The 25765-nt window shown below is 64.0% G+C and carries 20 protein-coding genes and 1 pseudogene; 7 read left to right on the top strand and 14 right to left on the bottom strand.

Annotated features, from left to right (window positions below; all coding sequences use genetic code 11):
• Nucleotides 1-10 precede the first annotated feature (10 nt).
• The 12 genes and pseudogenes from KG722_RS06375 to KG722_RS15405 form a co-directional block, all read right to left on the bottom strand.
• Nucleotides 11-370, bottom strand: coding sequence for a hypothetical protein (locus KG722_RS06375; protein ID WP_213270842.1), 360 nt, complete (start codon nucleotides 368-370; stop codon nucleotides 11-13).
• Entirely contained in the window at nucleotides 367-1467 is a 1101-nt protein-coding gene (gene murG / locus KG722_RS06370) for an undecaprenyldiphospho-muramoylpentapeptide beta-N-acetylglucosaminyltransferase (protein ID WP_213270840.1), read from the bottom strand. Before murG ends, KG722_RS06375 begins: the two co-directional genes overlap by 4 nt.
• Nucleotides 1460-2611: an FtsW/RodA/SpoVE family cell cycle protein gene (locus KG722_RS06365; protein ID WP_213270838.1), complete on the bottom strand. Its 1152-nt coding sequence runs from the start codon at nucleotides 2609-2611 to the stop codon at nucleotides 1460-1462. The genes murG and KG722_RS06365 overlap by 8 nt, the downstream gene beginning before the upstream one ends.
• Nucleotides 2608-4023: a UDP-N-acetylmuramoyl-L-alanine--D-glutamate ligase gene (gene murD, locus KG722_RS06360; protein WP_213270836.1), complete on the bottom strand. Its 1416-nt coding sequence runs from the start codon at nucleotides 4021-4023 to the stop codon at nucleotides 2608-2610. Before murD ends, KG722_RS06365 begins: the two co-directional genes overlap by 4 nt.
• Nucleotides 4024-4033: 10 nt before the next feature.
• Nucleotides 4034-5227 (bottom strand): phospho-N-acetylmuramoyl-pentapeptide-transferase, encoded by a 1194-nt coding sequence (mraY, locus tag KG722_RS06355; protein ID WP_213270835.1) that lies wholly within the window; start codon nucleotides 5225-5227, stop codon nucleotides 4034-4036.
• Entirely contained in the window at nucleotides 5227-6663 is a 1437-nt protein-coding gene (murF, locus tag KG722_RS06350; RefSeq protein WP_213270834.1) for a UDP-N-acetylmuramoyl-tripeptide--D-alanyl-D-alanine ligase, read from the bottom strand. Before murF ends, mraY begins: the two co-directional genes overlap by 1 nt.
• Entirely contained in the window at nucleotides 6660-8096 is a 1437-nt protein-coding gene (locus KG722_RS06345; protein WP_213270833.1) for a UDP-N-acetylmuramoyl-L-alanyl-D-glutamate--2,6-diaminopimelate ligase, read from the bottom strand. The genes murF and KG722_RS06345 overlap by 4 nt, the downstream gene beginning before the upstream one ends.
• Nucleotides 8093-9724, bottom strand: a complete 1632-nt coding sequence (locus KG722_RS06340; RefSeq protein ID WP_213270832.1) for a penicillin-binding protein 2 — start codon at nucleotides 9722-9724, stop codon at nucleotides 8093-8095. The genes KG722_RS06345 and KG722_RS06340 overlap by 4 nt, the downstream gene beginning before the upstream one ends.
• Nucleotides 9721-10101 carry a septum formation initiator family protein gene (locus KG722_RS06335; protein ID WP_213270831.1) on the bottom strand — a complete coding sequence of 127 codons (381 nt, stop codon included), beginning with the start codon at nucleotides 10099-10101 and terminating at the stop codon, nucleotides 9721-9723. The genes KG722_RS06340 and KG722_RS06335 overlap by 4 nt, the downstream gene beginning before the upstream one ends.
• On the bottom strand, nucleotides 10098-11126 hold the full coding sequence (gene rsmH / locus KG722_RS06330) for a 16S rRNA (cytosine(1402)-N(4))-methyltransferase RsmH (RefSeq protein WP_213270830.1): 1029 nt from the start codon (nucleotides 11124-11126) through the stop codon (nucleotides 10098-10100). The genes KG722_RS06335 and rsmH overlap by 4 nt, the downstream gene beginning before the upstream one ends.
• The gene (locus KG722_RS06325) at nucleotides 11126-11623 is read right to left on the bottom strand and encodes a hypothetical protein (RefSeq protein ID WP_213270829.1); all 498 of its coding nucleotides are present in this window, start codon (nucleotides 11621-11623) and stop codon (nucleotides 11126-11128) included. The genes rsmH and KG722_RS06325 overlap by 1 nt, the downstream gene beginning before the upstream one ends.
• Nucleotides 11624-12226: 603 nt before the next feature.
• A pseudogene (locus KG722_RS15405) lies at nucleotides 12227-12377 on the bottom strand (redoxin domain-containing protein); the annotation flags it as partial.
• 173 nt (nucleotides 12378-12550) lie between these two features.
• On the opposite strand from KG722_RS15405, the gene KG722_RS06315 reads away from it, so the two are divergent.
• Both KG722_RS06315 and KG722_RS06310 read left to right on the top strand, forming a co-directional pair.
• Nucleotides 12551-13480, top strand: a complete 930-nt coding sequence (locus tag KG722_RS06315) for a hydrogen peroxide-inducible genes activator (protein WP_213270828.1) — start codon at nucleotides 12551-12553, stop codon at nucleotides 13478-13480.
• A gap of 127 nt (nucleotides 13481-13607) precedes the next feature.
• Nucleotides 13608-14798, top strand: a complete 1191-nt coding sequence (locus KG722_RS06310) for an MFS transporter (RefSeq protein ID WP_213270827.1) — start codon at nucleotides 13608-13610, stop codon at nucleotides 14796-14798.
• 59 nt (nucleotides 14799-14857) lie between these two features.
• On the opposite strand, the gene KG722_RS06305 is transcribed toward KG722_RS06310, so the two are convergent.
• Nucleotides 14858-16330 carry a sigma-54 dependent transcriptional regulator gene (locus KG722_RS06305; RefSeq protein WP_213270826.1) on the bottom strand — a complete coding sequence of 491 codons (1473 nt, stop codon included), beginning with the start codon at nucleotides 16328-16330 and terminating at the stop codon, nucleotides 14858-14860.
• A 274-nt stretch (nucleotides 16331-16604) separates the two neighbouring features.
• Between KG722_RS06305 and KG722_RS06300 the strand changes: the two genes are divergently transcribed.
• The 5 genes from KG722_RS06300 to KG722_RS06280 all read left to right on the top strand — a co-directional run bounded on the left by KG722_RS06300 (nucleotide 16605) and on the right by KG722_RS06280 (nucleotide 24771).
• The gene (locus KG722_RS06300; RefSeq protein ID WP_213271576.1) at nucleotides 16605-18113 is read left to right on the top strand and encodes an inorganic phosphate transporter; all 1509 of its coding nucleotides are present in this window, start codon (nucleotides 16605-16607) and stop codon (nucleotides 18111-18113) included.
• 73 nt (nucleotides 18114-18186) lie between these two features.
• Nucleotides 18187-20370, top strand: coding sequence for an excinuclease ABC subunit UvrB (uvrB, locus tag KG722_RS06295; protein WP_300998267.1), 2184 nt, complete (start codon nucleotides 18187-18189; stop codon nucleotides 20368-20370).
• Nucleotides 20371-20620: 250 nt separating this feature from the next.
• On the top strand, nucleotides 20621-20923 hold the full coding sequence (locus KG722_RS06290) for a hypothetical protein (RefSeq protein WP_213270825.1): 303 nt from the start codon (nucleotides 20621-20623) through the stop codon (nucleotides 20921-20923).
• A gap of 92 nt (nucleotides 20924-21015) precedes the next feature.
• Complete coding sequence (locus KG722_RS06285) at nucleotides 21016-21945, top strand: HEPN domain-containing protein (protein ID WP_300998266.1); 930 nt, start codon at nucleotides 21016-21018, stop codon at nucleotides 21943-21945.
• A gap of 489 nt (nucleotides 21946-22434) precedes the next feature.
• Complete coding sequence (locus KG722_RS06280; RefSeq protein WP_213270824.1) at nucleotides 22435-24771, top strand: TonB-dependent receptor; 2337 nt, start codon at nucleotides 22435-22437, stop codon at nucleotides 24769-24771.
• 127 nt (nucleotides 24772-24898) lie between these two features.
• On the opposite strand, the gene KG722_RS06275 is transcribed toward KG722_RS06280, so the two are convergent.
• Nucleotides 24899-25606 (bottom strand): TetR family transcriptional regulator, encoded by a 708-nt coding sequence (locus KG722_RS06275; protein WP_213270823.1) that lies wholly within the window; start codon nucleotides 25604-25606, stop codon nucleotides 24899-24901.
• Nucleotides 25607-25765: the final 159 nt, after the last annotated feature.

Here is a 25765-nt window from a genome sequence, read left to right as displayed (position 1 = left end):
CCCTGAACTCCTAAATCGTCCGCCGTGTAAGCGACATGAAGAGGCCCGCAATGGCGACCACCAGCAAGAGCCCGGTGACGAGGGTAAACGTCCCTTCGCCCTTGGCCACATCAATGCCTTCAACGAGGGTCTCGACATGGGTGAAGTACGACATCCAGAATATGCCGGCCGCAGCGCCCCAGGCGGCCGACAGGAGGCGCGAGGAGCCCCGGTTGAGCGTGCGCAGGCCGCCGAGGATCAGCGCGCCGGAGGCAATGAAGCTGACCAGCCAGAAGGGCCAGGGCCGCCAGTTGCCCCAATTGCCGGCGATCTCGAAGATGACGAGAAACACGCCAAAGGCGAGCGCAATGAAGGCCGACCTGCGGATCATAGTTCCGCGATCCTCTCGGCCATGTCTGCCAGTTGCTGGGCAGCGTCCACGCGGGCGGCAGACTTCGCCGCAGCGGCTCGGGCTTTCAGCTCCTGTGTATCCGACAGGCGCGCAGAAATCAGCTCACCGAGAAGTTTCGGGGTGACATTCGCTTCAAGGATCATGTCGGCCGCGCCGACCTCCGTCAGCGCTTCGGCATTGGCGGCCTGATGGTCGTCCATGGCGATGCCGAGCGGGATGAGGATTGATGGGCGACCGACAGCGGCGAGCTCGCTCATCGTTCCGGCGCCGGAGCGCGCGATCACCAGATGGGCAGCGGCGAGGCGTTCCGGCATGTCGCTGAAGAAGGCGGAGAGTTCGCATTCCACCCCGGAATTGCGATAGATACTCGAGACAATCTCATACTGTTCCTCACGCACCTGCTGGACCACTTTGAGCCGCACCCGCAGCGGCGGGCTGACATGATTGGCGATTGCCAGAGGCACGATTTCGCCGATGATGCGCGAGCCCTGGCTGCCGCCGGTTACGAAGATGTTCAACGTTCCGTCCGTAGGCGGAAAAGGAATGTTCCCCGCCGCGATCACCGGTGTGCGAACCGGATTGCCGAGCGGCATGTGGGCCGAGCCGGTCGGCAGGCGGTCGAGCCGCTCGAACCCGCTGGCAACCAGCCTGGCATGCTTTGCAAACTGCCGGTTGACCCGGCCGAGCACCGCGTTCTGTTCATGGATGATGATCGGCACGCCAAGCCGCCGCGCCGCTGCCAGCGCGGGAAACGCCGGATACCCGCCAAAGCCTGCGACCAGCGCCGGCCGGTGCTGTTTCATCAGGCGGCGGGCGCGGCTGATCCCGGCATTGATCTTGAGGGCAGCGCCCGGAACGGTCCAGGGCTTGCGAAAGTTGGGGCTGGCCGCCTCGATCTCTTCTTTCCAGTCAGCGGGAAAGTCGGCGGCGTATTTCAGGCCGCGCGAATCGGAGATCAGCGCCGTGTTCCAGCCGCGCGCGCGCATTTCGTCGGCGAAGGCGCGTGCGGGGAACATGTGGCCGCCGGTTCCGCCGGCCGCGATAATGACGAGTTTTGTATCAGGGGTGTCAGCCATACTGACCACGGCTCCTTGTGCCTTCTCCCCGGACGAGAGCAAGCGCGAGGCCGAGCGTCAATCCCATACCCACCATAGAGGTGCCACCATAGGAAACAAAAGGCAGCGTCATGCCGGTCGGCGGCAGAACGGCCAGGTTCACGCCAATGTTGATTGCAGCCTGGAGGCTGAACAGGGTGAAGAGGCCCGCCGCCGCGGTGCGGGCATAGCCATCCTCAATCCGCGAGGCTGCCCGGAACCCCCGGATGGCCATCATCGCGAAGATCGCCATCAGCACCACGATGGCGACGAGACCAAACTCCTCGGCCATGACAGCGAAGATGAAGTCGGTGTGGGCGTCAGGCAGGCGCGCCTTCACCAGCCCCTCCCCCGGGCCGACGCCGAAAAGGCCGCCCCGGCTGATCGCTTCGGCCGCCTTGTCGAGTTGATAGCTGTCAAGTGGTTCCGGATTGAAGATCAGGTCCACCCGCCGCTTCACATAAGGCAGCAGATGGTAGAGCAGGAAGGCGAGGGCGCCGCCGCCAACCGCAAAGATCGCCACCCAGCGCTTGGGCATGCCGCTGACGAAGAACGTCGTGACGAAGGCAAAGGTCAGCAGTGCCGACTGGCCGACATCGGGCTGCATCAGGAGTAGCCCGAGCGTGACGGCATAGAAGAGGAACGCGATCAGCGCCCAGGGGCCTTTTGGGTAAAGCTCACGCTGGGCCAGCAGCCAGCCGCAGAGCAGGATCAGGGCCGGCTTCACCGTTTCGCTGGGCTGGAACGAAAAGCCCGAAAAGCGAAGCCAGCGCTGCGCGCCCTTGGCCTCATGCCCGATGCCGAGCACCACGACCATCATCCCCAGGCTGACGAAAAAGATCAGGGCGGCAGCGCGGCGGGCCCATTTCCGGTCAAGGAAACTCATGCCCATCATGATCGTGAACCCGATGGCAGCCAGTGCCGCCTGCCGATAGACGAAATGGTAGGCGTCGTCATAGCCGATGCGCGCCGAGGCAGATGGCCCGGCGGCCAGAGACATGAGCAGGCCGATGAAGAGCAGGAGCACCGCGCCGGCGACCAGGCCCCAGTCCAGAGTTCGGCGCCATTCGGTAAACCAGGATGTATCGGACCGCGGCAGAAGCGGGGCGTTGGCCGTATAGCTCACGCAGTCACCTTGAGGCTTGCCGGCAGCCGGTCCTGCACAAGACTGCGGAAGATATCCCCGCGATGCTCATAATCCTTGAACTGGTCCTGGCTGGCGCAGGCGGGCGACAGCAGGATCACGGCACCCGGCTCTCCTGCGGCCTTGGCATCGCGGAAAGCCGCGTCCACGGCCCGCTCGAGCGCGCCGCAGACCTGCGCGGGCACCTTGCCGTTCAGGGTCGCGGCAAAGACGTCCTCTGCCTGGCCGATCAGATAGGCCTTGATGACATTTGGAAACAGCGACGCCAGCGGGGCAATGCCCTCCGCTTTCGGAACACCCCCGGCAATCCAGTAGATGTTCCTGAACGAACGCAGCGCCTGTTCGGCGGCCTGGGCGTTGGTTGCCTTGGAATCGTTGATGAAGCGGATGCCGTCGATCTCACCGACCGCTTCCATCCGGTGGGCGAGGCCAGGAAAGGATTTCAGCCCCGCCATGATCGTTGCCGGATCCAGCCCGAGCGCGCGGCAGGCGGCATAGGCGGCGGCGGCGTTCTGGTAGTTGTGGCGCCCGACCAGGGCGGGACATTCATCCAGCTTGCCGACGAATTCGGCCTTCCCGGACTGATTGTCATAAAGCCGTCCGTCCACGGCGCTGATGCCCTTGCCGAGGGTATAGGTGGAAGAAATCTGCACCACCTTCTGCGGGCCGCGGGCAGACAGGCCGATGGCAATCGACTGGGAATAGACATCGTCAAACCCGATGACCGCGACGTCCTTGTCCGTCTGGTTCTGGAAGATGCGCATCTTCGCAGCCTGGTAGCCATCCATGCCGCCATGACGGTCAAGATGGTCAGGCGAAAGGTTCATGAAGACGGCCACATCACAGCGCAGGCTCTTGACCAGATCAAGCTGGTAGGACGACATCTCCAGCACATAGATGGCATTGGAATGAAGCGCGGCGAGATCGAGCACACCGGTGCCGATATTGCCGCCAACGCGGGCATCGCGGCCCGCCTGTTTCAGGATATGGCCGATCAGCGCCGTCGTGGTCGACTTGCCATTGGTGCCCGTGATCGCCACGATCTTCGGCCGGGCGCGCTCGGGCAGCGCCTGCACGGCGCGGGCGAAGAGCTCCATGTCGCCGATCACCGGAACACCGGTCATCTCCGCCATGCGCACAAGGCGATGAGGCTGGGGAAACTTGTAGGGGATGCCCGGCGAGAGGACGAGAGCGGCAAAGGTCTGCCAGTCGCGCTTGTTGATATCGGAGAGGGCGATGCCGGCGGCTTCGGCCCTGGCGCGCATTTCCTCATTATCATCCCACGCATGGACGCGCGCGCCGCCAGCCTTGAGGGCTTTGGCCGCGCTGAGACCGGAGCGGCCGAGGCCGTACACCGCAACGTCTTTTCCAGCGTATTCGGTAATGGGGATCATGGCGCGCGGGTTACCTCAGCTTCAGCGTGGCGAGGCCCGCGAGGGCGAACAGAACGGAAAGAATCCAGAAGCGCACGACAACCCGGGTTTCGGGCCAGTTCTGCTTCTGAAAATGGTGGTGAAGCGGCGCCATGAGGAAGATGCGTTTGCCCTCGCCCGTGAGACGCTTGGTGATCTTGAACCAGCCGATCTGGGTGAGCACCGAAACCGCCTCGATGACGAACAGGCCGCCGATGACGACAAGCGCAAATTCGTGCTTGGTGGCCACGGCGACAACACCAAGCATGCCGCCAAGGCCGAGCGATCCGGTGTCGCCCATGAAGACCTTCGCGGGATAGGCATTGTACCAGAGGAAGCCCATGCCCGAGCCGATCAGCGCGCCGAGCAGCACGGCAAGCTCCCCCGCCCCCGGCGCAAACTGGATGCCGAGATAGGATGCGAAGACGAAGTTGCCCGTCAGATAGGCAATCATCGCATAGGCGGCGGCCGCAAAAGTAACCGGAACGATGGCAAGGCCATCGAGGCCGTCGGTGAAGTTCACCGCATTGGCCGCGCCGACGATGACGATCATGCCGAAGAGGATGAAGAACCCGCCGAGCGGCAGGAAGTAGTTATTGACGAAGGGAACCGCCACGCCGCCAGAGAAGTCCGGATCGGCCGGGCTCACAGACGTCTGCGGGGCAAAGCCGGCAATCCATTCGGCCAGCGGATTGAACGGGCCCCATTCGGCGTGACCAGCCGGGGTGTGGGCGCCGTGCAGGCCCATGATCAGGGCGCAGGCGAGCGCGGCGATACCAAACCCGGCTATCAGGCGCAAACCGGCCGACACGCCATCGGTCGTCTGCTTGGTGACCTTGGCATAGTCATCGAGGAAGCCGAGGACCGCATAGGAGAAAGTGACGAACAGCGTGACCCAGACGTAGGGGTTCTGCAGGTTGCCCCAGAGCACCACGCCAACAATGAGGCCGAGCCAGATGAGAAAGCCGCCCATCGTGGGCGTGCCCTGCTTGGAGAGCTGAGCCTGAAGCGACAGGTCGCGGATCGGCTGGCCCTTGCCCTGGCGGGCGCGCAGGAAGTTGATCAGCACATCGCCAAACAGCACGGTCACCAGAAATGCGGTGACCACCGCCGCACCTGTGCGGAAGGTGATGTAGTTCAGCAGGTTGAACAGGCCGCTGTCTGCGGCCAGCAGTTCGTATAGCATCAGTTTACCCTCGCAGCCCCTTCTGGACCGCCATCCATCTTGCCCGATCCGGCCGGCACGCTCCATTGGCGCAGCCGGTCCGCTAACTTGCCCATCCCGGACGCATTCGATCCTTTGATCAAGAGAACATCCCCAGCGCGGAGTGCTTTTTGCAGCTGATTCCACAACTCATCCGCTGTCGGAGCAGATATCTGCTGCAGATCCCGCGGAAGCGCCTGCGAAAGGTGTTGCATTTCGGCACCAACCAGAAAGATCCCATCGACACCTGCTTCAGCCACTGGGGCCGCCAGCGCGCGGTGTTCCGCAGCGGACGTGTCGCCGATTTCGCGCATGTCGCCGAGCGCCACCAGGCGGCGGGCTCCGCTGCGCTGCGCGAGCGCCTTGAGCGCGGCACGCATGCTGGCGGGGTTGGCATTGTAGGCGTCGTCGATCAGCGTGATTTCGCCGATATCGGGCAAAACCAGCGTTTCGGAAGTGCCCCGCCCCGGCGGCGGCGCATAGCCTGAAAGGGCCTCGGCGCAGTCTTTCAGCGACAGTCCAGCCTGGCTGGCGGCCAGCAGCGAAGCGGCCACATTCTGCGCCCAGTGGGCGCCGACGGCGTTGAGCGTCACGCGCGCGCGCTGGCCGACGATATCGACCACTACCTCGCTGGTGCGGCCATCGGTTTCATAGGCTGCAATCCGCGCGGTTGCCTCATCTGATGTGCCAAACGTCTCGACGCTGCCCGTCGGGCAAAAGCTCCGCGCACGCGCGGAAAGATAGTCAAGGAACACATCATCCGCCGGCAGAATGATCGTGCCGCCCGCTTCCAGGCCGGCGAAGATGCCGGACTTTTCCTCGGCGATACCTTCAACCGAGCCGAGCCCCTGAAGGTGGGCAGCGGCAATACAGGTAACGATGCCGGTATGCGGGCGAACCATCTGGCTGCGCGGGGCAATCTCGCCCGGCGTGCTCATGCCGATCTCGAAGATCGCGCGCTGTGTCTCTTCCGGCATCCGGGCCAGCGTCAGCGGCACGCCCCAGTGATTGTTGAAGCTCTTGACGTTCCAGTGGGCAGGACCGAAGGCGCGGTAGATCTGCGCCAGCATTTCCTTCACCGACGTCTTGCCCGCAGACCCCGTGACTGCCGTGCGGTGGGCGCCGCAGCGCACCCGCGCAGCAATGCCCATTTGGGTCAGCGCGTCGAGCACATCATCGACCTGCACCAGCGGGCCGCCGGGAACCGGCCGGGAAACGAGCGCGCCGGCCGCGCCCGCCTTGAATGCGGCCTCGACAAATTCATGCCCATCGCGCTGGTCCTTCAGCGCCACGAAGAGGTCCCCCTTCTGCAGGGTGCGGGTGTCGATCGAGATCGACCCGGTCACCTCGAAGGGCGCGGTTGCCTCGCCGCCGGTGGCAAGGGCAATGTCGCTGGAAGTCCAGAGCGGACGCGTCATCGCAAAAGTCCTTTCAGAGCGGCGAGCGCCTCATCCTGATCGGAGAAAGGCAGCACCTGCGACCCGATGATCTGGCCGGTTTCATGACCCTTGCCGGCGATAACAACTGTGTCGCCCTTCTTCAGCTCGCGGATGACCGTATGGATCGCTTCAGCCCGGTCGCCGATCTCATGCGCGCCCCTGGCGCCGCCAAGGATTGAGGCACGGATTTTCGCCGGATCTTCCGAACGCGGGTTGTCATCGGTGATGATCACATCATCGGCCTGGCGGCTGGCGATCTCGCCCATGATCGGGCGCTTCTTTGCGTCCCGGTCGCCGCCACAGCCGAAGATCACCTTCAGCCTCCCTGCCGTATGCGGACGGACCGCACGCAGCAGAACGTCAAGACCGTCCGGCGTGTGGGCATAGTCCACGAACACGCCCGCGCCGGTCTCGGTCTTGCCGACAAATTCCAGCCGCCCTTTGACCGGCTTGAGATGGGCAAGCCCCTCAGCCACCGCCGGAAACGTCATGCCGAGTGACAGGCAGAGCGCGGCGGCCGCCAGTGCGTTGAGCGTCTGGAACTCGCCGATCAGCGGCAGCTCGATGGGTTTCTGCTCCACATCTTTCCAATAGAGGAACAGCGTCTGGCCCGTCGCCTTCGGCATCAGCTCGTCGATCCAGAGATCCTCCCCGCGCCAGCCGAACGAGACAACCTGCAGACCTGCCTTGCGTGCGGTCTCCTCGACCACGTCGCGATGGTCGCTGTCGGCATTCACGATGGCCGGAACGCCCCTGGGCGCCAGATCACGCAAGAGGCGCAGCTTGGCGTCCAGATAGGCTTCCATCGTCGGATGGTAATCGAGATGGTCCTGGGTGAGGTTGAGGAAGGCAACGGCGGAAAGGTCCACCCCGTCCAGCCGGTGCTGCTCGAGGCCATGGCTGGAGGCCTCCATCGCGCAATGCGTGACGCCCTGCTCGGCCAGCGCCTTCATTGTCTCGCTCACCGTCACCGGGTCGGGTGTCGTGTGGCCGATATCCACCTTTCCGCCCGGACCGATCGCGCCGAGCGTGCCCATCGAGGCGGCCTTGATCCCCGCCCGGCTCCAGATCTGGCGGGCAAAATCGACCGTTGAGGATTTGCCGTTCGTGCCGGTCACGGCGACCACGCATTCGGGCTGGACTCCATAGAAGCGCTTGGCTGCCAGCGCCAGCGCGCGGCGCGGCTCATCGGCAATTACCTGCGGAACCGAAATACCCCCCGCAGCCGCGTCAGTAAGAATTGCCGCGGCGCCCTGCTGTATGGCCTGGGGCACGAATTTGCCCCCGTCATGCACGCTGCCCTTGAGGGCAGCAAACAGCCAGCCAGGCTGCACCTTCCGGCTGTCGGCCGTCATTCCGAGGATCTCGGTCTCGCCATTCTCGGCGAGCGGGAAAAGGTCGGAGAGTTTCAAAGTTCACTCCTGTTCTGGGAGAGGTCCTGAGGCGCTGAAGAGGCAGGCCGCACATCCTCAAATCGGGGATCGACCTCGAGGAGCGGCGCCACGCGCTCAATGATGCGCCCGGCAACCGGAGCAGCGTTGACAGCGGCGGTCATGGTTCCGTCCTCGATGGCCTTGGGCTCATCCAGCGTCACAATCAGGGCATATTGGGGGCTGTCTGCAGGAAACACAGCAGCAAAGCTCGAAACATTGCGGTCCTTGGCATAGCCGCCCGGGATCGGCTTCTCGGCGGTGCCTGTCTTGCCGGCAACACGGTATCCGGCGACATCGGCGCGCCGGGCGGTTCCGCTCAGCACGGTCTGGCGCATCATCTGCGTCACCAGATGTGCGGTCTCCTCCGAAAACAGGCGCACCGGGGCCGGCAGGCCGGCCGTCTCATCCGCCACCAGCACGGGCGGAACGATCTGGCCATCATTCCCGAAGGCGGAAAAAGCCAGCAGGAAGGCCAGCGGCGAGACCGATATGCCATGGCCATAGGAAACGGTCGCCGCCGTCACCTCGTCGAGCCGCGCCGGCAACAGCGGCGCAGCCGATCCTGGCAGGGAAAGCGGCGCGCGGCGCGTCAGGCCAGCGGTCTCCAGCAATTGCATCTGCCGCTCGGGCCCCAGCGCGAGGTTTACCTGCACCGTGCCGATATTGGAGCTTTCCGCCAGGATCTTCCAGACATCGGCCTCCCGTGCAAACCAGTGCGTGTCGGAAATCCGCCGCCCCTGGATCAGCAGGGGCTGGCCGATCTGGAACCGGTCGTCTGCCTGGATGGCGCCCACGTCCAGCGCCGCAGCAATCGTCAGCGGCTTGAAGATCGAGCCGAGCTCATACACCGCGCCAACTGCCCGGTTGGTCCGCGCCGGATCGTCCGCAGGCGTATCACTGGCCCGGTTGGGGTCAAACGGCGGCCAGCTGGCCATGCCGCGGATTTCGCCGGTGCGCGTATCCATCAGGATCGCCGCTCCGCCGATCATGTCGTAATCCATCGCGGCGGTGGCAAGCTCTGCCTCAAGGGCAGCCTGCGCGCCAATGTCCAGCGTCAGGCGAACGGGCTCTGCCCCGTCCTGCAGGGCCTGATCCTGCCCCAGTTCAATGCCCGCAATGCCTTCCCCGTCGACATTCGTATATCCCAGCACCTGCCCGGCCAGAACGCCGCGCGGATAGGCCCGGCGGGCTTCCTCGCGGAAGTCGAGCCCTTCCAGGCCGAGCGCAACCACCTGCTCGCGCTGCCGGGGGGTCAGGCCGCGCTTGACCCAGACAAACTTGCGATCGGGGTCCGACAGACGCTGCGCCAGATCGGCCTCGCTGACATCGGTCAGGACGCCGGTGATCTGCCGGGCCGCATCGGCGCCGTCCCAGATCAGGCTCGGATTGGCCCAAAGTGACCAGGAAACAACCGAGGTTGCCAGAAGCTCGCCATTGCGATCGACAATGTCAGCGCGCGTTTCCAGCGACGCGGTGAGCGGACGGCTGGCCGCATTGGACGGCGCATCCGACAGCGCGAGGAATCCGCCCCGGCCCGCCATCAGCACGAAGAGCAGGCCGATGGCCAGCCCGACGAGCCGCGTGCGATCCCGGGACGCCTCGCTCATCTGGGGGCCTCCAGGGCGGCTTCGCCAGCCTCTGCATCTGCCGCTTCCTCTGCGCCGCCATCTGCAACCGAGAGGGCCTGCAGCGTCGTCACCGGCAGGCCGACCATTTCGTCGAGGTCGCCTTCATTGGCCATCTGGCCCGGCTTGGGCGGGGCCATACCCAGCTCCTTGCGGGCATATTCCTCGATCCAGTCGCGCCGGCTCATATGCGCCAGCTCTGTCTCCAGCAGGGCCTTTTCCTGCTGGACCTGTTGGATCTGGGCCTCGATTGCCATCAGTTCGGCGGCGGTGTCCTTGGCGCCATACTTTGCCCGGTAGAGGCTGAAGATCAGCAACCCGGCAACCAGAAGACCAAAGAAAAATACCTTGCGGCTCATCGCGACTTCTCCAGTTCCGCGAGCGGCGGCAAGTTCATACCGTCGCTCGCCTCATCCAGGGCCGCGTCCGCATTGGTGCGGATCGCCGCCCGCAACTTTGCAGACCGTGCGCGTGGATTGGTTTCCACTTCCTTTTCAGAAGGCTGCACCGCCTTGTTTTCCTGCAGTTCAAAGGCTGGTTTCGGCCCCTTTGACATCAGCGGCATGTGTCGCGAACCGCCCGGCACCGCGCCGGCCCGTTCGCGCAACCATTGCTTGACGAGACGGTCCTCCAGCGAGTGGAAGGTGACGACCACCAGCCGCCCGCCAGGCTTGAGGATGCGCTCGGCAGCCCGCAGGCCGCGCGCCAGCTCGCCCAGCTCGTCATTCACATACATGCGGATCGCCTGGAAAGTCAGCGTTGCCGGATGCGACCGCGCCCCGCGCCGCCCGCCCACGGCCTCTTCGACCACAGCGGCGAGGTCTGCCGTCGTCTCGAACGGCGCCTGGGCGCGGCGCTGTACCAGTATGCGGGCAATCCGCCGGGAATTCTTCTCTTCGCCCAGACGGAAGATGACATCCGCCAGGCCCTTTTCGCTCATCCTGTTGACGACATCGGCCGCAGACGGACCACTCCCGCCCATTCGCATATCCAGCGGGCCATCCTTCATGAAGGAGAAGCCGCGCTCAGCCTGATCGATCTGAAAGCTGGAGACGCCGATATCGAGCACCACGCCGTCAACCGATTCATGCCCGGCCTGCTCGGCCAGGATGTCGAGATCGCCGAAACAGCCGAGCAGCGGCACGAGACGCGGATTGGCCTGCGCCATCTTCTCGGCCCGGACAATCGCATCAAGGTCGCGGTCAATGCCGAGCACGGCGCAGTTTGCCGCCTTGAGGATCGCGGTCGTGTAGCCGCCCCCGCCGAAGGTGCCGTCGATGATGACCTCGCCGTCCGCCGGCGCGAGCGCGGTGAGCACTTCGGTGAGCATCACCGGCAGATGACCCGGATCAGCCGGGCCGCGCGGCGTTGTGCGTGTCGACATCACCCAGCCTCCCCGGCCCGGCCAACGGCTGCGCGGCGCTGGCGCACCTTGTTGTAAGCGGCGGCAAACGCATCGAGCGTTTCCGGCGCGTTGACGATGGAGCGCATCCGGGCCTGATGCAGGTTGAACCGCTCGGGATTCCAGATACGGAAACTGTCGAGCTGGCCGGAGAACCTGATCTTGCCGCTCAGCTCGGCCGCCTCGCAGAGCTCTTCGGGCAGTTTTACGCGCCCCGTATCGTCTATCTTCAGGTCCGCCGAGGCGGCGATGATGCAGGTCACGATAGCTTCCCGGATCGGCGACTGTAGCGGCAGCTCGGCAAGCGTCTCGCGGTAGAGCTCCATCAGCTCCTCGCCCCCGCCTTCCAGCGCGCCCGACCCATCGGGGGCCTGCCAGACGAACACGCGGCTGGATCCGCCCAAAGCGGCGCGGAAAGGCGCGGGGATCGAAACCCTGCCTTTTGCGTCAATAGCGCCCTCATAGGTGGAAACAAACACCCGCCTAGCCCAATCTTATCTGCCTAAACCCCGCCATGGGTAAACCATGTGTAAATTTGGAGTATCATGGGCACGCATGGGCCTCAATGGGCAGCGATAGCGAATCGGAATTTCCACATTGGACTAATTCCAGAACAAACCACGACCAGCTACGGAACGCCCTGTCTGCCCTCTATGGGCGGGGATGGGAAATGCGCCAAATCCTCATAAGAAACCGGGCTCTGGCGCGCAGTGTTGCGATGCCGCATCGTTTGCACGCCAGAGATGCTGGATCGCTGATTTTGCCGCTTTCCTTACCATTATTACATGCCGGAGAGGTGATTTGGGCGCATTTCCCAAAAGCAAGAGACCCCCGGGCCATAACGGCCCGTGGGCTTGCGTGAAATGCTGCTGACCCCCGGTGACAGGCCGGCTCGGCCGCCCGCGCCGCCTCAGCCACCGGCTCGCGCAGGGCCTCGCGGGTGAGGGCCAAAGTTGAGCTTGGTCACGCAGACGCCCGATGACAGCGTGCGGATCGACGATGCAGATCGCATGACAGGCGAGGCCGGCGCCTTCTTCACCCGCGCCGGGGCCGTCAGTCAGCGAACCTTTGGTGTCGGCAAACTCAGGCGCAAGGCGCGCAAATTCGGCAATCTCTGCCGGGCAGACGAAGGTGACGTCCTTCGGATAGAAGAAGATGACCTTCCAGAGGTCGGGGAAGCTGTCCTCGGTCAGCGGCGCGAAAGCGCATTCGCCCTATGTGTTCGCGCTGCATGAATGTCGGTTTCACGCCGGTGATCTGGAAGTCAGGCAGTTTCTGGCCGATGCCAAGCCTGGGAGGCCTCCCCGAAAGAGGCTTGATCACCCGCTTCGGTGACTGCGGGCCCCTTCGGGAGGGTGGGCGCACCCGATAAAGAAAATTGATAATTGCGATTTATGATATAGATTATGTCTATGATACTTCCGACCCTCCGCCAGCTTCAATTCCTCGTAGCACTGGGCGAAACCGGCTCTTTTTCCCGTGCGGCCGAGGCATGTCACGTCACCCAGCCCACCCTTTCGGCGGGCATCAAGGAACTTGAAGATCTGTTCGGGGTTTCGCTCGCCGAGCGGGAATCGCGCGGCGCAACATTGACGCATGCCGGGGAAATCGCCGTCGCGCGCGCCTCAGCCTTGCTGGCCGACGCCCATGCCCTGGTCCAGGCCGTGCCGAGCGCAGGCGCACTCTTCTCCGGACCCTTTCATCTCGGCGCCATTCCGACCATCGCGCCCTTCGTGCTGCCCCAGATCGTCAGCCAGCTCACCCGCACATATCCGGATGTGAAACTCTACCTCACCGAAGACCGAACCCAGCGCCTGATCGACCAGCTGCGCGCCCGCACGCTGGACGCGGCCTTCATCGCCCTGCCCTGGGAAGCGCCGGGCATCGAGGTGATGACGCTGTTCGACGACGAGTTCCTGCTCGCCGCTCCGGTAAGCCACCCGCTCACCCGCAAGAACGGGCTCTCCCCGGAAGACCTTCAGGGCGTCGACCTGCTCCTTCTGGAAGATGGCCACTGCCTGCGCGACCATGCCGTGGCTGCCTGCCGGATCAAGCCTGGCGGCGGGCGCGAACAGGTCGCGGCCACCTCGCTGGGCACGCTGGTCAACATGGTAGCCGGCGGGCTCGGCGTATCACTGATCCCGAAACTCGCCGCCGACAATGGCCTCACCCTCGGCCCGGATGTCGCGGTGCGCTCCTTCGTGAGCCCGATCATCGGCCGGCAGGTCGGCATCGCCTGGAAATCCGGCAGCCCGCGCGAGGCCGAAGCCCGCAAGCTCGGTGAGCTTGTCCGCGAGCAGCTCCGCCGCCAAACCGGCGCTGCGCCCCTATCCTGAAAAGTCTTCCCGATAGGCCCCTACCGCCTGCCCGCCAAGCAGAGTATCACGCCGGTCTCGGGGGCAGCGGATAAGGATCTGAAACAGGCATGACGGGGCATGCAGCAAGCGTCGGCAGCAGGGCCGCATGGGCCTGAGCGCATCCTGGCGCGCCGCGCTTGCGGCCGGCGCAGTCAACCTCGTGCTTGGCGCAAACCTTCCCTACCTCCCTGTCTGGATGGAGCGCGCCGCCGGAATGTCGGGCGCCGAGATCGCCGGGGCCAGCACGCTCGCCATTCTCATCCGGATCTTCGCCGGCCCCCTGACAGCCGGCATCGCGCAGGATCACGGGCTGCGCGGCACGCTCGCCTCGGTGATGGTCGTTGCCCTTGCCGGCTACGCCCTGCTCGTTCCCGACGCTCCGCGCGCTGCCGCTTTCCTCCTCTGCGTGCTCGTCTACAGCGCCTTGAACCTCGCCGGACCGCTGTTCGAGGCCGTCCTCGTCTTCGGCACGCGCAATGGCCGCCCCGACTATGGCGAAGGCCGCGCCATCGCCTCGGCCGCCTTCGTTGCGGCCAATCTCGGCGGCGGGGCCATCCTCGGCGCGCTCGGTCCGGACTGGGTCCTTTACTTTCTGATCGCGGCCTCAGGCATCGCCGCCCTTGCGCCGCTCTTCACCAAGCAGGGCGCGCGCGCCGCCGTGGCGCGCCGCCCGCTGATCTCGACCTTCACCGACTCCTTCACCCTCTACCGGATGCCGGGCGTCTTCGTGTACCTGCTCGCCGCCGCCCTCATCCAGTCGAGCCACGGGGCCTACTATGCGTTCGCGTCCAATATCTGGATCGCGCAGGGCATTGATGGCGGCCATATCGGCGCGCTCTGGGCGATTGGCGTGGCGGCCGAAATCCTCCTTCTGCTCCTCTCGCGCAAGCTCCTGAAGGACATGAACTATTACGCCCTGCTCTGGCTCGGCGGGATCGGCGCGCTGATCCGCTGGACAGCGGCGGGTTTCGTCCTGCCGGTGGAGGCGGTCTATGTCTTCCAGACCCTGCATGCGGCGAGCTTTGCCATGACGCATATCGCAACGATGCGTTTCCTTCAGGCCGCCCTGCCCGATGACAAGCTGTCACTGGCCTATTCGGCCAATGGCGCGCTGATCTTCGGCCCCGCGATGGCCGTCACCGGCCTTGCCGCCGGCATCGCCTATGACGCCCTCGCGCCGGGCGGTATCGACGCCCAGACAAAGCTCTACTGGCTGATGGTGATCGTCACCCTCGCCGGAATCGCCCTGACCTGGCGGGCAACCCGCCAGCCCATCCAGCCAGTATCCCGGGACTGAAGACATAAAAAAACTCCGGACCTCGTCCGGAGCTTTTTGATCGTGTTTCACCGAAGAGATCAGCCCGTCTCGCGGTCGCCGCGTACTTCCAGGTCGTATTCACGCACCTTGCGGTAAAGCGTTGAGCGGCCAATGCCGAGACGGCGCGAGACTTCGCTCATATGGCCGTCATAGAATTCGATCGCATACTGAAGAAGGTCGCGTTCGATGTCCTGCAGGCTGCGGATTTCCCCGTCCTCATCCTTTATCGCGACCGGCGCGTCGCCGGAAAGACCGGCCTGCACGTCATTGGCCGGAACCGGGGGCGTCTCTTCCCGCGCCGACGGCATGGCTGGCATCATCATGACATCCGCCATCAGGCCGGAAATCTGCGGGAAATCCTGCGGGCGCAGCTCATCCCCATCACACAGCACAACCGCGCGGAACACGGCGTTCTCCAGCTGGCGGACGTTGCCCGGCCAGTCATGTGCGTACAGCATCTGCAGCGTGTCCTTGCCGGCGCCGGTCACTTTCGTGCCTTCGCTGGCATTGAACCGTGCAATGAAATGATCGACCAGGGCCGGAATGTCTTCGCGGCGTTCGCGCAGCGACGGCATGTCGATGGGAAACACGTTGAGGCGGTAGAACAGGTCTTCGCGGAACGTCCCCGCCTTCACCTGGCCAGCCAGGTCGCGGTTCGTCGCAGAGATGATGCGCACGTCCACCCTGGTCGGGCGGCGCGAGCCAACGGCATCAACCTCGCCTTCCTGCAGGGCACGGAGCAGTTTCACCTGCGCGTCGAGGGGAAGCTCGCCCACCTCATCCAGGAACAGCGTGCCGCCATCGGCCTCGACAAACTTGCCGGGTGATTTGGTCACGGCGCCGGTAAACGCGCCCTTCTCATGGCCGAAGAGGATCGACTCCACGAGGTTCTCCGGGATCGCCCCGCAGTTGACCGTCACGAACGGCTTGCCCGCCCGCGCGCTGGCGCCCTGGATGCAGCGCGCCACAACTTCCTTACCCACACCGCTTTCGCCCAGGATCAGCACCGGAATGTCCGATGCAGCCCCGCGCTCTGCCATGCGGATCACGCTGCGCATCGCCGGGGCCGAGGCAATCATGTCCTCGAACTTCATGCCGCCTTCGGCCTTGCGCGAAAGGCGCTTCACCTCGCCCGTCAGGCTCTGCATCTTCAGCGCGTTGCGGATCGAGACAACCACGCGCTCGGGATTGGCGGGCTTTACGATGAAGTCCACCGCCCCGCGCCGCATCGTCTGCACGATCGTGTCGATGCCGCTTGTCGCGGTCAGCATGATCACCGGCAGGTCGGGGCGCTTGGTATTTAGCCGCTCCAGGGTCTCCATGCCCGAGAGACCCGGCATCGTCAGGTCCAGCAGCACGACATCCACGCCTTCGCGCGCGTCAGAAGCCATCTGCAGGCCACTCTCGCCATCGGGCGCGGTGCGGCAGGCAAAGCCGGCCTTCTCCACCGCGGCCTGAAGCAGGCGGCGCTGTGTCGGATCATCATCGACCACCAGGATCGTCTTGGCCATGGGTCTACCCTCATCATAGTCCGGTTGCGGCCAGGCTGCCTCCTCCGGGCGTCCCGTGCCGTTTCGTTACGCCCCGTTCTGACACAGACGCATGGAGTTACGGTTTCACCGGTCGTTTGAATTTGAACGAAATCTTTGCTGAACGCTCCGGGGAGGTTTTGTGACAGCCGCGTGACATCTGCAGCTTCAGACCGGAATCTTGGGGCCCGCAGCTTGAAAAGTTCAGGCGCATGCGGCTGATGCGCGGCACATCGCCTAAAGCGGGGGCTTCATGATGGACGGCAGGGAACCAACGATCGTCAAAGCGACGCTCGACAAAGACCTTGCCAAGATCGGCAAGGCCGAAGCCGCCGTCGCCTCGACCGCGCGCGCCGTCGTCGGCCCCGGCCTCAGCTTCCTGTTTCTCGCCGTGATTGTCGTTATCGGCACAGCCATGTTCGGCAACCAGAGCAATGGACTGCTGATCGTTGCGGCCGCGGCCATCGGCGGCTACATGGCCCTCAACATCGGCGCCAATGATGTGGCCAACAATGTCGGCCCGGCCGTCGGCTCCAAGGCGCTCACCATGACCGGCGCCATCATCATGGCCGCCATCTGCGAGAGCGCCGGCGCCCTGCTGGCAGGCGGCGATGTCGTCTCCACAATCTCGCGCGGCATCATCGACCCCACCAATGTCGCCAACACCGAAACCTTCGTCTGGCTGATGATGGCCGCGCTGATTTCCGCCGCCCTCTGGATCAACCTCGCCACCATCCTCAACGCGCCCGTCTCCACCACCCACTCCATCGTCGGCGGCGTCATGGGCGCCGGTATCGCGGCGGCCGGCTTCGGCGCGGTCAGCTGGCCGGTGATGGCGGGCATTGCCGCCTCCTGGGTCATCTCCCCCGTCATGGGCGGCATCATTGCGGCCGGCGTGCTCGCCTTCATCAAGATCGCCATCATCTACCGGGAAGACAAGATCTCCGCCGCCCGCCGCTGGGTACCCGTGCTGATCGCCGTCATGGCCGGCGCCTTTGGCACCTATATGGCGCTCAAGGGCGTCAGCAAGCTCGTCAAGATTTCCCTGCCCCATTCCCTTCTGATCGGCCTTGGCATTGCGCTGCTGGCCTGGGCCCTCACCCACCCCCTGATCCGGCGCCAGTCAGAAGGCATGGAGAACCGCAACCAGTCCCTGCGCGAGCTCTTCGTCTGGCCGCTGATCTTCTCCGCCGCCCTCCTCTCCTTTGCTCATGGCGCAAACGACGTGGCCAACGCGATCGGCCCGCTCGCCGCCATCGTCCACGCCCTCCAGGATGGCGAAATCTCCGACAAGGTTACCATCCCCCTCTGGGTCATGCTGATCGGCGCGATGGGCATTTCCTTCGGGCTTGTCCTGTTCGGGCCGAAACTCATCCGCATGGTGGGCGACTCGATCACCAAGCTGAACCCGATGCGCGCCTATTGCGTCGCCCTTGCCGCCGCCGTCACCGTGATCATCGCCAGCTGGCTCGGCCTGCCCGTCTCCTCCACCCACATCGCGGTGGGCGCCATCTTCGGCGTCGGTTTCTTCCGCGAATGGTTCACCGCCAACTCAAAGACGCGCGTCACCTACGTCCATGCCAAGTCCCCCAACGGGGCCCAGACGAAGTTCGCCGGTATCGCCCGCCGCAAGGCAGCCCGCAAACTCGTCCGCCGCGCCCATGTCACCACCATCGCGGCGGCCTGGATCATCACCGTCCCCGCCAGCGCCATCCTCGCCGCCGGCATCTACCTGGCCCTGCAACACCTCTTCAGGATGGTCTGAGGCGCCAGCCTGGCGGATCGCACAAAACAAGAACACCCTTTACTCTCTCCCCACAGCGCCCAATATGCGCCCCATGGCCCGCTCCTCCCGTCCCCCCGCTCGCGGCGTCGCTGACGCCTCTGCTGCCTTCGCCCTCGACGGCGCCGCGCTAGACGCTGCCGGCGCCCTCTCCTCCGACCAGTGGACGCCCCACCGGCCGGACCGCGACTGGGTGAAGCTCGAAGGCGGCCAGCGCTTCCGCGTCGCCTCCGAATACGAGCCCGCCGGCGACCAGCGCACCGCGATCCCCGAACTCGTGGGCGGCATCCAGTCCGGCGAGCGCGACCAGGTCCTCCTCGGCGCCACCGGCACGGGCAAGACCTTCACCATGGCCAAGGTGATCGAGGCGACCCAGCGCCCTGCCCTAATCCTTGCCCCCAACAAGACCCTCGCCGCCCAGCTCTATGGCGAGTTCAAATCCTTCTTCCCCGACAATGCGGTCGAGTATTTCGTCTCCTATTACGACTATTATCAGCCCGAGGCCTATGTTCCGCGCGCGGACCTTTACATCGAGAAGGAAAGCTCCATCAACGAGGCCATCGACCGGATGCGCCACTCGGCCACCCGCGCCATCCTGGAGCGTGACGATGTCATCATCGTGGCGTCGGTCTCCTGCCTCTATGGCATCGGCTCGGTCGAGAGCTACACCTCGATGACCTTCACCCTGAAGGCGGGCGAGCGCATCGACCCCAAACAGGTCACCGCCCGCCTCGTCGCCAACCAGTACACCCGCAACGATGTCGCCTTCGGCCGCGGCGCCTTCCGCGTGAAGGGCGACGTCATCGACATCTTCCCCGCCCACTATGAAGACCGCGCCTGGAAGCTCTCCTTCTTCGGCGACGAGCTGGAAGCCATCACCGAGTTCGACCCCCTCACCGGGCGCACGATCCAGAAGCTCCCCCAGGTCAAGATCTACGCCAACAGCCACCACGTGACGCCCCGCCCGACGCTCAACCAGGCCATCGAGAAGATCAAGGCGGAGCTGAAGACCACCATCGCCCATTTCGAGAAGACCGGAAAACTCCTCGAAGCCCAGCGCATCGAGCAGCGCTGCACCTACGACCTGGAAATGCTCGCCGCCACCGGCTCCTGCAACGGCATCGAGAACTATTCCCGCTACCTCACCGGCCGCAAGCCCGGCGAGCCGCCCCCCACCCTCTTCGAATACCTGCCCGAGAACGCCCTCGTCTTCACCGACGAGTCCCACCAGACGATCCCCCAGATCGGCGCCATGTTCAAAGGCGACTTCTCGCGCAAGTCCACCCTCGCCGAATACGGCTTTCGCCTGCCCTCCTGCCTCGATAACCGCCCCCTCAAATTCGAGGAATGGGATGCCATGCGCCCCCAGACGGTTCACGTCTCCGCCACCCCCGGCAAATGGGAAATGGAGCGCACGGGCGGGGTGTTCACCGAGCAGGTCATCCGCCCCACCGGCCTCATCGACCCGCCGGTCGAGGTCCGCCCCGTCTCCAATGACGGCGCCAACCAGGTCGACGACATCATGGCCGAGGCCAAGACCGCCGCCGCGGGCGGCATGCGCACCCTGATCACCACCCTGACGAAAAAGATGGCGGAAAACCTGACAGACTTCCTCCACGAGAATGGGGTGAAGGTCCGCTACATGCATTCGGATGTCGACACCATCGAGCGCATCGAGATCATCCGCGACCTGCGCCTCGGCGTGTTCGATGTCCTCGTCGGCATCAACCTCCTGCGCGAAGGGCTCGACATTCCCGAATGCGGCCTTGTCGGCATCCTCGACGCCGACAAGGAAGGGTTCCTGCGCTCGGAAACCTCCCTCGTCCAGACCATCGGCCGCGCCGCGCGCAATGCCGACGCAAAAGTCATTCTGTATGCCGACCGGATCACCGGCTCGATGCAGCGCGCCATGGACGAAACCAGCCGCCGCCGCGAAAAGCAGATGGCCTACAATATCGAACACGGCATCACGCCCACCACGATCAAACGCGCCGTGTCCGACATCCTCTCCGAACTCGGCGAAAAACCCTCCGCCTCAAGGTCCCGCCGCAACCGCGAACGCGGCGTCAGCGAAGAGAAGCTGCTGCCCCTCGCCGGCGCATCTGGTCACAACCTCAAGGCTGCCATCGCCAGCCTCGAAAAACAGATGCGCGAAGCCGCCGCGAACCTCGAGTTTGAAACGGCCGCGCGCCTCCGGGACGAGGTCAAGCGATTGAGGGAAGAGGATTTGGGGATTTGATAACGGATAAGCTCTAACGAGGTTTTATACGTGTACTGAACGATTATGTTCACTTTCCGATCCAGGAACGCACCTTTGCCTTTTGTCCGCCCCGGGGAAATTGAGGCAGGCATCAGCCTCGCTCACGCCTGCACGTCTGGACGGCGAGGAAACCCCGCCGGATAAGCGCGCCCTTATCCGCGCTAAAAGCCACGCTTCTTTTACCCCTCCCTGCTACCCCTGGCCCCAGCAGCGTAGAGGAGCCCCCAAGATGTGGATTCACCGCAAGGAACACTTCCGGAATGCCAATGCCAGCCCGGAGCGCTCCCGCGTGGCCGCTACCATCTATTATCGCCCGGACGCCCGCGACGCCCCGCCCCGCCAGGGCTGGGCCGAGAACTGCCCCTTGTGCGGCGCGCCGATCCGCGTGTCCAAGCCCTCCCATGGCGGTACCTTCGTCTCCGAAATCCTCCCCTCGGGCCGCCACATCCCCCACCCCTGCTTCGACCGGATGAAAGGCAAACGCCCGAGCGACGAGACCTTGGACCTCTTCGAATGGCAGCCTCCGAACTAGCGGGCGGGCACGCCCTGCCTCCCTTTCCTGCCTGCAAGAGGCCCAACTGAAGGGAGGATTGGCGCTTTGCACGGGGTGCGGCGCTGCCTAATATGAACGGGATGCGAACCGACCTCGACCATCTCCCTCCTGGCAAGCAGCGCGAACTCGCCCGCGTGACGGAAATCCTGTTTGAGGAATTTGCCGATGCCATGAAGTCCGCCTCTTCCCCGAAGAAGAAGGAAGGCCGCATCCTCAAGATCGTCCTGTTCGGCTCCTATGCGCGCGGGACCTGGGTCGACGAGCCCCATACCGCCAAGGGGTACTTAAGCGACTATGATCTCCTGATCGTCGTCAACCAGCAGAGCGTGGTTGATTTTGCCACCTACTGGTACCGCGCCGAAGACCGGATCATGCGGGAGACAGGCATCAGGACGCCGGTCAATTTTATCGTGCACACGATGGACGAGGTGAACAGCGCCCTCTCGCAGGGCCAGTACTTCTTCACCGACATCATCAAGGAAGGCATTGCGCTCTACGACCTCAAGGGCAGCACGCCGCTCGTGACGCCCCAGCCGCAGACGGCGGAGGAGATCTTCGCGACAGCGCAGAAGCACTATAACTTCTGGATGCCTCTGGCTCAGCATTCGCTCAAACTGTCGCGAGACAGCATTCAGGATCAGGTCCTGAGAGATGCCGCGTTCCTGCTACATCAGGCAGTCGAACGCACTTACACCTGCCTCCTCCTTGTGGAGACGAACTACTCGCCTTCGACCCACAGTATCAAATTCCTCCGCTCGCTGGCTGAGCAGGTTTCTCCGGACCTGATTGCCGCCTGGCCGCGCGAGACCAAACAGGATCGGCGGCTGTTTGAACTGCTGAAGCGCGCTTATGTCGATGCCAGGTACTCAGAGCATTATGCGATCACGGCTGAAGAGCTTGCCTGGCTGGGCGAGCGGGCAGAAATCCTGCAGGCGCTCGTTGAAAAGCGCGCCCGGGGTAAGATCGAGCACTTGAAGGCCAAGGCATTGAACGGGGGCTGAGTTCTGTGCAGTCCGTCTGCTCAAAAGTTATCTGGCGCAAGGACAAGGGCTTCGCCGGTGGGAGCCATAGCTGACAGCCCTTGCCCGGTGCCCGCGTGATCGCCGGGTGAACAGAAGGGTCATGTCAGTCTCGCCCCCCTCTCGAGGGGCAGAGAAGGCCAGCGGACGGCGAGGCGCATCGGCTACCGAAATCGCGACAAAGATCTTTTTTAGTAGATTGTTCCGAAGGTGAGCGGACGCGCAGGGCGTTTGGAAAGGCGCCCCCGATAAGCGCCAGGGGTGAATGGCCGGCCCATGCCGCCCCGCCCAAGCCCGCCCGGAGTTTTTCTGCCCTCGATTGGCATTTCCATTGGAGTTTTCGTGGCCGCGCGCACCCTGAGTGTTGCACCCGGAACACATTGACAGGCCGCGCCGGCCCTGTCATTTCAACACCTGTTGAAACTCAACAGGTGTTGAAATAGCTCGATAACGGGCATACGGGAGGACAATATGGCCGTAAAGTTCAATAGATTCATGGCATTGGCGATGTGCGCCACGGCGCTGACGCCGGTGGCCGCCTATGCCCAGACCGAGACAGAAGAGACCGCCGCGTCCGATGAACGCCGCTTCGGCGCCATCGTCGTGACCGCCCAGCGCCGCGAGGAAAACCTCCTCGACGTGCCCCTCTCCGTCTCCGCCTTCAGCGGCGACCTCCTGGCAGACCTCGGCGTCCAGACCATGGACGAGGTCGCCAAGATCTCCCCCAACGTGACCCTGGAAGTCTCCCGCGGCACCAACAACACCATCTCCGCCTTCATCCGGGGCGTCGGCCAGCAGGACCCGGTGTCGGGCTTTGAATCCGGGGTCGGCATCTATGTCGATGACGTCTACCTCAACCGGCCTCAGGGCTCGGTGCTTGAGGTCTATGATGTTGAGCGGATTGAAGTTCTGCGCGGGCCGCAGGGCACGCTTTATGGCCGCAACACCATCGGCGGCGCGGTGAAATATGTCACCAAGGGCCTCTCTGACGAGCCTGCAATGAAGGCGCGCGGCGTGCTCGGCACCTATGGCCAGAAGGATGTCGTGGCCTCTGCCTCAACCCCGCTGGCTGACACCTTCCGCATCGGCGCCGGCATCGGTATCTTCACCCGCGACGGCTTCGGCGAAAACCTCATCACCGGCGAAGAAAACTACAACAAAGACGTCCTCTCCGCCCGCCTCTCCGCTGAATGGGATGTCACCGACGCCTTCCAGCTGCGCCTTGCCGGCGACTATATGAATGACGAGTCCAATGCCCGCCAGGGTCACCGTCTGATCACGGATCGCTTCCCGCCTTTCACCTACCCGGTTCTGGACGATGTCTATGACAACCGCGCGGGCCTCGATGTGGTGGAGCAGCAGGTGGAAGTCTATGGCGGATCGCTGGTTGCCGAATATGAAGTGAACGACAACATCACGCTGAAAAACATCCTCGCCTATCGCGAAGATGAAGGCACGAGCCCGATCGATTTCGACGCCCTGCCGGAGGCAGATGTCGATGTTCCCGGCATCTACACGAATGACCAGCTGTCCAACGAGTTCCAGCTGCTCTACTCCAGTGACCGCCTGAACGGCATCGTGGGCGCCTATTATCTTGATGCAAACTCCTCCACCGTGTTTGACGTGCTGCTGGGCACCACGGGCGCGATCCTCAGCCTGCCTGGCCTCAATGCCCAGACATTCGGCGAGGTCAGCACGGAAACCTGGTCTGTGTTTGCAGACTTCACCTATGACCTGACAGACCAGTTCGCGATCTCGCTGGGCGGGCGCTACACCGAGGACGAGCGCGCCTCGATCGTTCTGCGCCGCACCTATATCGGCGGCTTCTCGCCCTTCTTTGGCGGGCCAGGCGTTCCGATCGCAACGACGTCGAACTTTGACGGCTCGGCCAAGTTCGACGATTTCAGCCCGCGCGTCTCGCTGACCTACAAGCCGACCGAAGACCACACTCTGTACACCACCTATTCGCAGGGCTTCAAAGGCGGGTCCTTCGACCCGCGCGGACAGACATCGGCTGCCCCGGACCTCGACCTGAACGGCACCGTCTCTCCCGAAGAAATCTTCGCGTTCATGCAGTTCGACCCCGAAGAAGTCGACAGCTATGAGATCGGCTGGAAAGCCAACACCTTCAACAACCGCGTGCAGACCAGCATCGCTGCCTTCTTCATGGACTACCAGAACGTCCAGATCCCGGGTTCGGTCGGCCTCGACACCAATGGAGACGGCGTCAATGACACCTTCACCGGCGTGACGACCAACGCCGCGTCGGCCGATCTCTGGGGCGTCGAATTTGAAGGCACGGCCGTTCTCGGCGAAGAGATCTTCAACGCGTCCGACCTGTTCACCTCTTCGGTCTCGGTTGGCTACATCAATGCCGAGTTCAACGAGTTCATTGATGCCTTCGGCAATGACGTTGCCGATCAGCGTGTCTTCCAGAATACGCCGGAATGGACCGGCAGCCTGCGTCTGACCTATGACACCCCCTTCCACATCCTCCAGCGGGAAGGCCGCCTGACGCTCAACACGCTTGCTTCTTACCGGGATGATTCAAGCCAGTTCGAGATCCGCAGCCCGCTCGATCAGGAAGCCTATACGCTGATCGATCTCGGCCTGCGCTGGAAACCTGACGACAGCCGTCTGGGCTTTACCTTCACCGGTAAAAACCTGACGGATGAGCGTTACAAGGTTGCCGGCTACAACTTCATCAATCCGGTCACGGGCGCGCCGACGCTTGGTCTGGAAGGCGTCCTGAACGCCTATTACGGTGATCCGCGCACGTTCAGCTTCGGCGTCGACTACGCGTTCTGATCGGTCCGGAGCGTTTTCTCCCAGGCTGCGCCCCGCGGGGCACGGGGGCGTGGCCAAACCGGACCTCACTTCAGGGCGGCATCTGCAGATGCCGCCCTTTTTCTTTCCACGGAAGGATGTTTCAGCTCTAGGCCGCCGTGCCTCTGGCAGACCGGCGCCGGGCGGGCGGCGCCGGAAGGGCCGCTGGCGCCGCCCGCCGCGCAGCCTCGAAGCCGCCCGCAATGAAATGCACCATATGCTCGCACGCATCTGCAAGATCATCAGACTGGCAGACGCCCCCGGAAAGGTGATCAATGCGCCCGGTCTGGGCAAGCGCCAGCGTCAGGGCGCCTGAGAAACACTGATACCCCCAGAAAAGGTCCTTCTCGTCCATGCCCGGAAGCGAGAGGCGCAAGGCGTCGAGGAACTGGCGGATCAGCGGATCGAAATGCTCCGCCATCAGACGCCCGCCCCAGCCGGGCGAGTTGTTCACATAGGCGACCAGCGCATAGTAGTTCTTCCAGCCCTGATCCTCCAGATGCGGCCCGGTCAGCATCGGCTCCAGATAGGCCCGGATGATGGCTTCAACCGTGGGCGGCCTTGGCTTGGCCGCCTCAATGGCTGCCTTGAGCGCATCCTCGCGCCACTGGTTCACGATTTCGGCGCGCCGGATGAAGACTGCGTCGAACAACTGCTTCTTCGGGCCAAAATAATAGTTCGGCAGCGCAAGATCGACCCCTGCCCGCTTGGCAATCGTCCGCAGGGTGACGCCATCAAAACCATGCGCGCTGAATTCGGCTTCGGCCGCGTCGAGGATCGCGGTCCGGCGGTCTGCCTTGGGGGGCGGCGTCTTCATTCGCGCGCTCAGGGCGATTCCTCCTCGGGCTTTGTCATTCCCAGCCTATGGACCAGACCGCCCTGTTGTCAAAGTCGCCATGCACGCTTGCCTTTGTGCAGGGATTGCGTCTATTTTTCAACATCTGTTGAAAACGGGACATCAGCTCCCGAGGGGGAG

This window comes from Hyphomonas sp. (genome assembly GCF_018402285.1).
In the GTDB taxonomy this organism is placed as follows: domain Bacteria; phylum Pseudomonadota; class Alphaproteobacteria; order Caulobacterales; family Hyphomonadaceae; genus Hyphomonas.
Note: the sequence above shows the minus strand (reverse complement) of the source record. Positions and strands in the feature narration are given on the sequence as shown.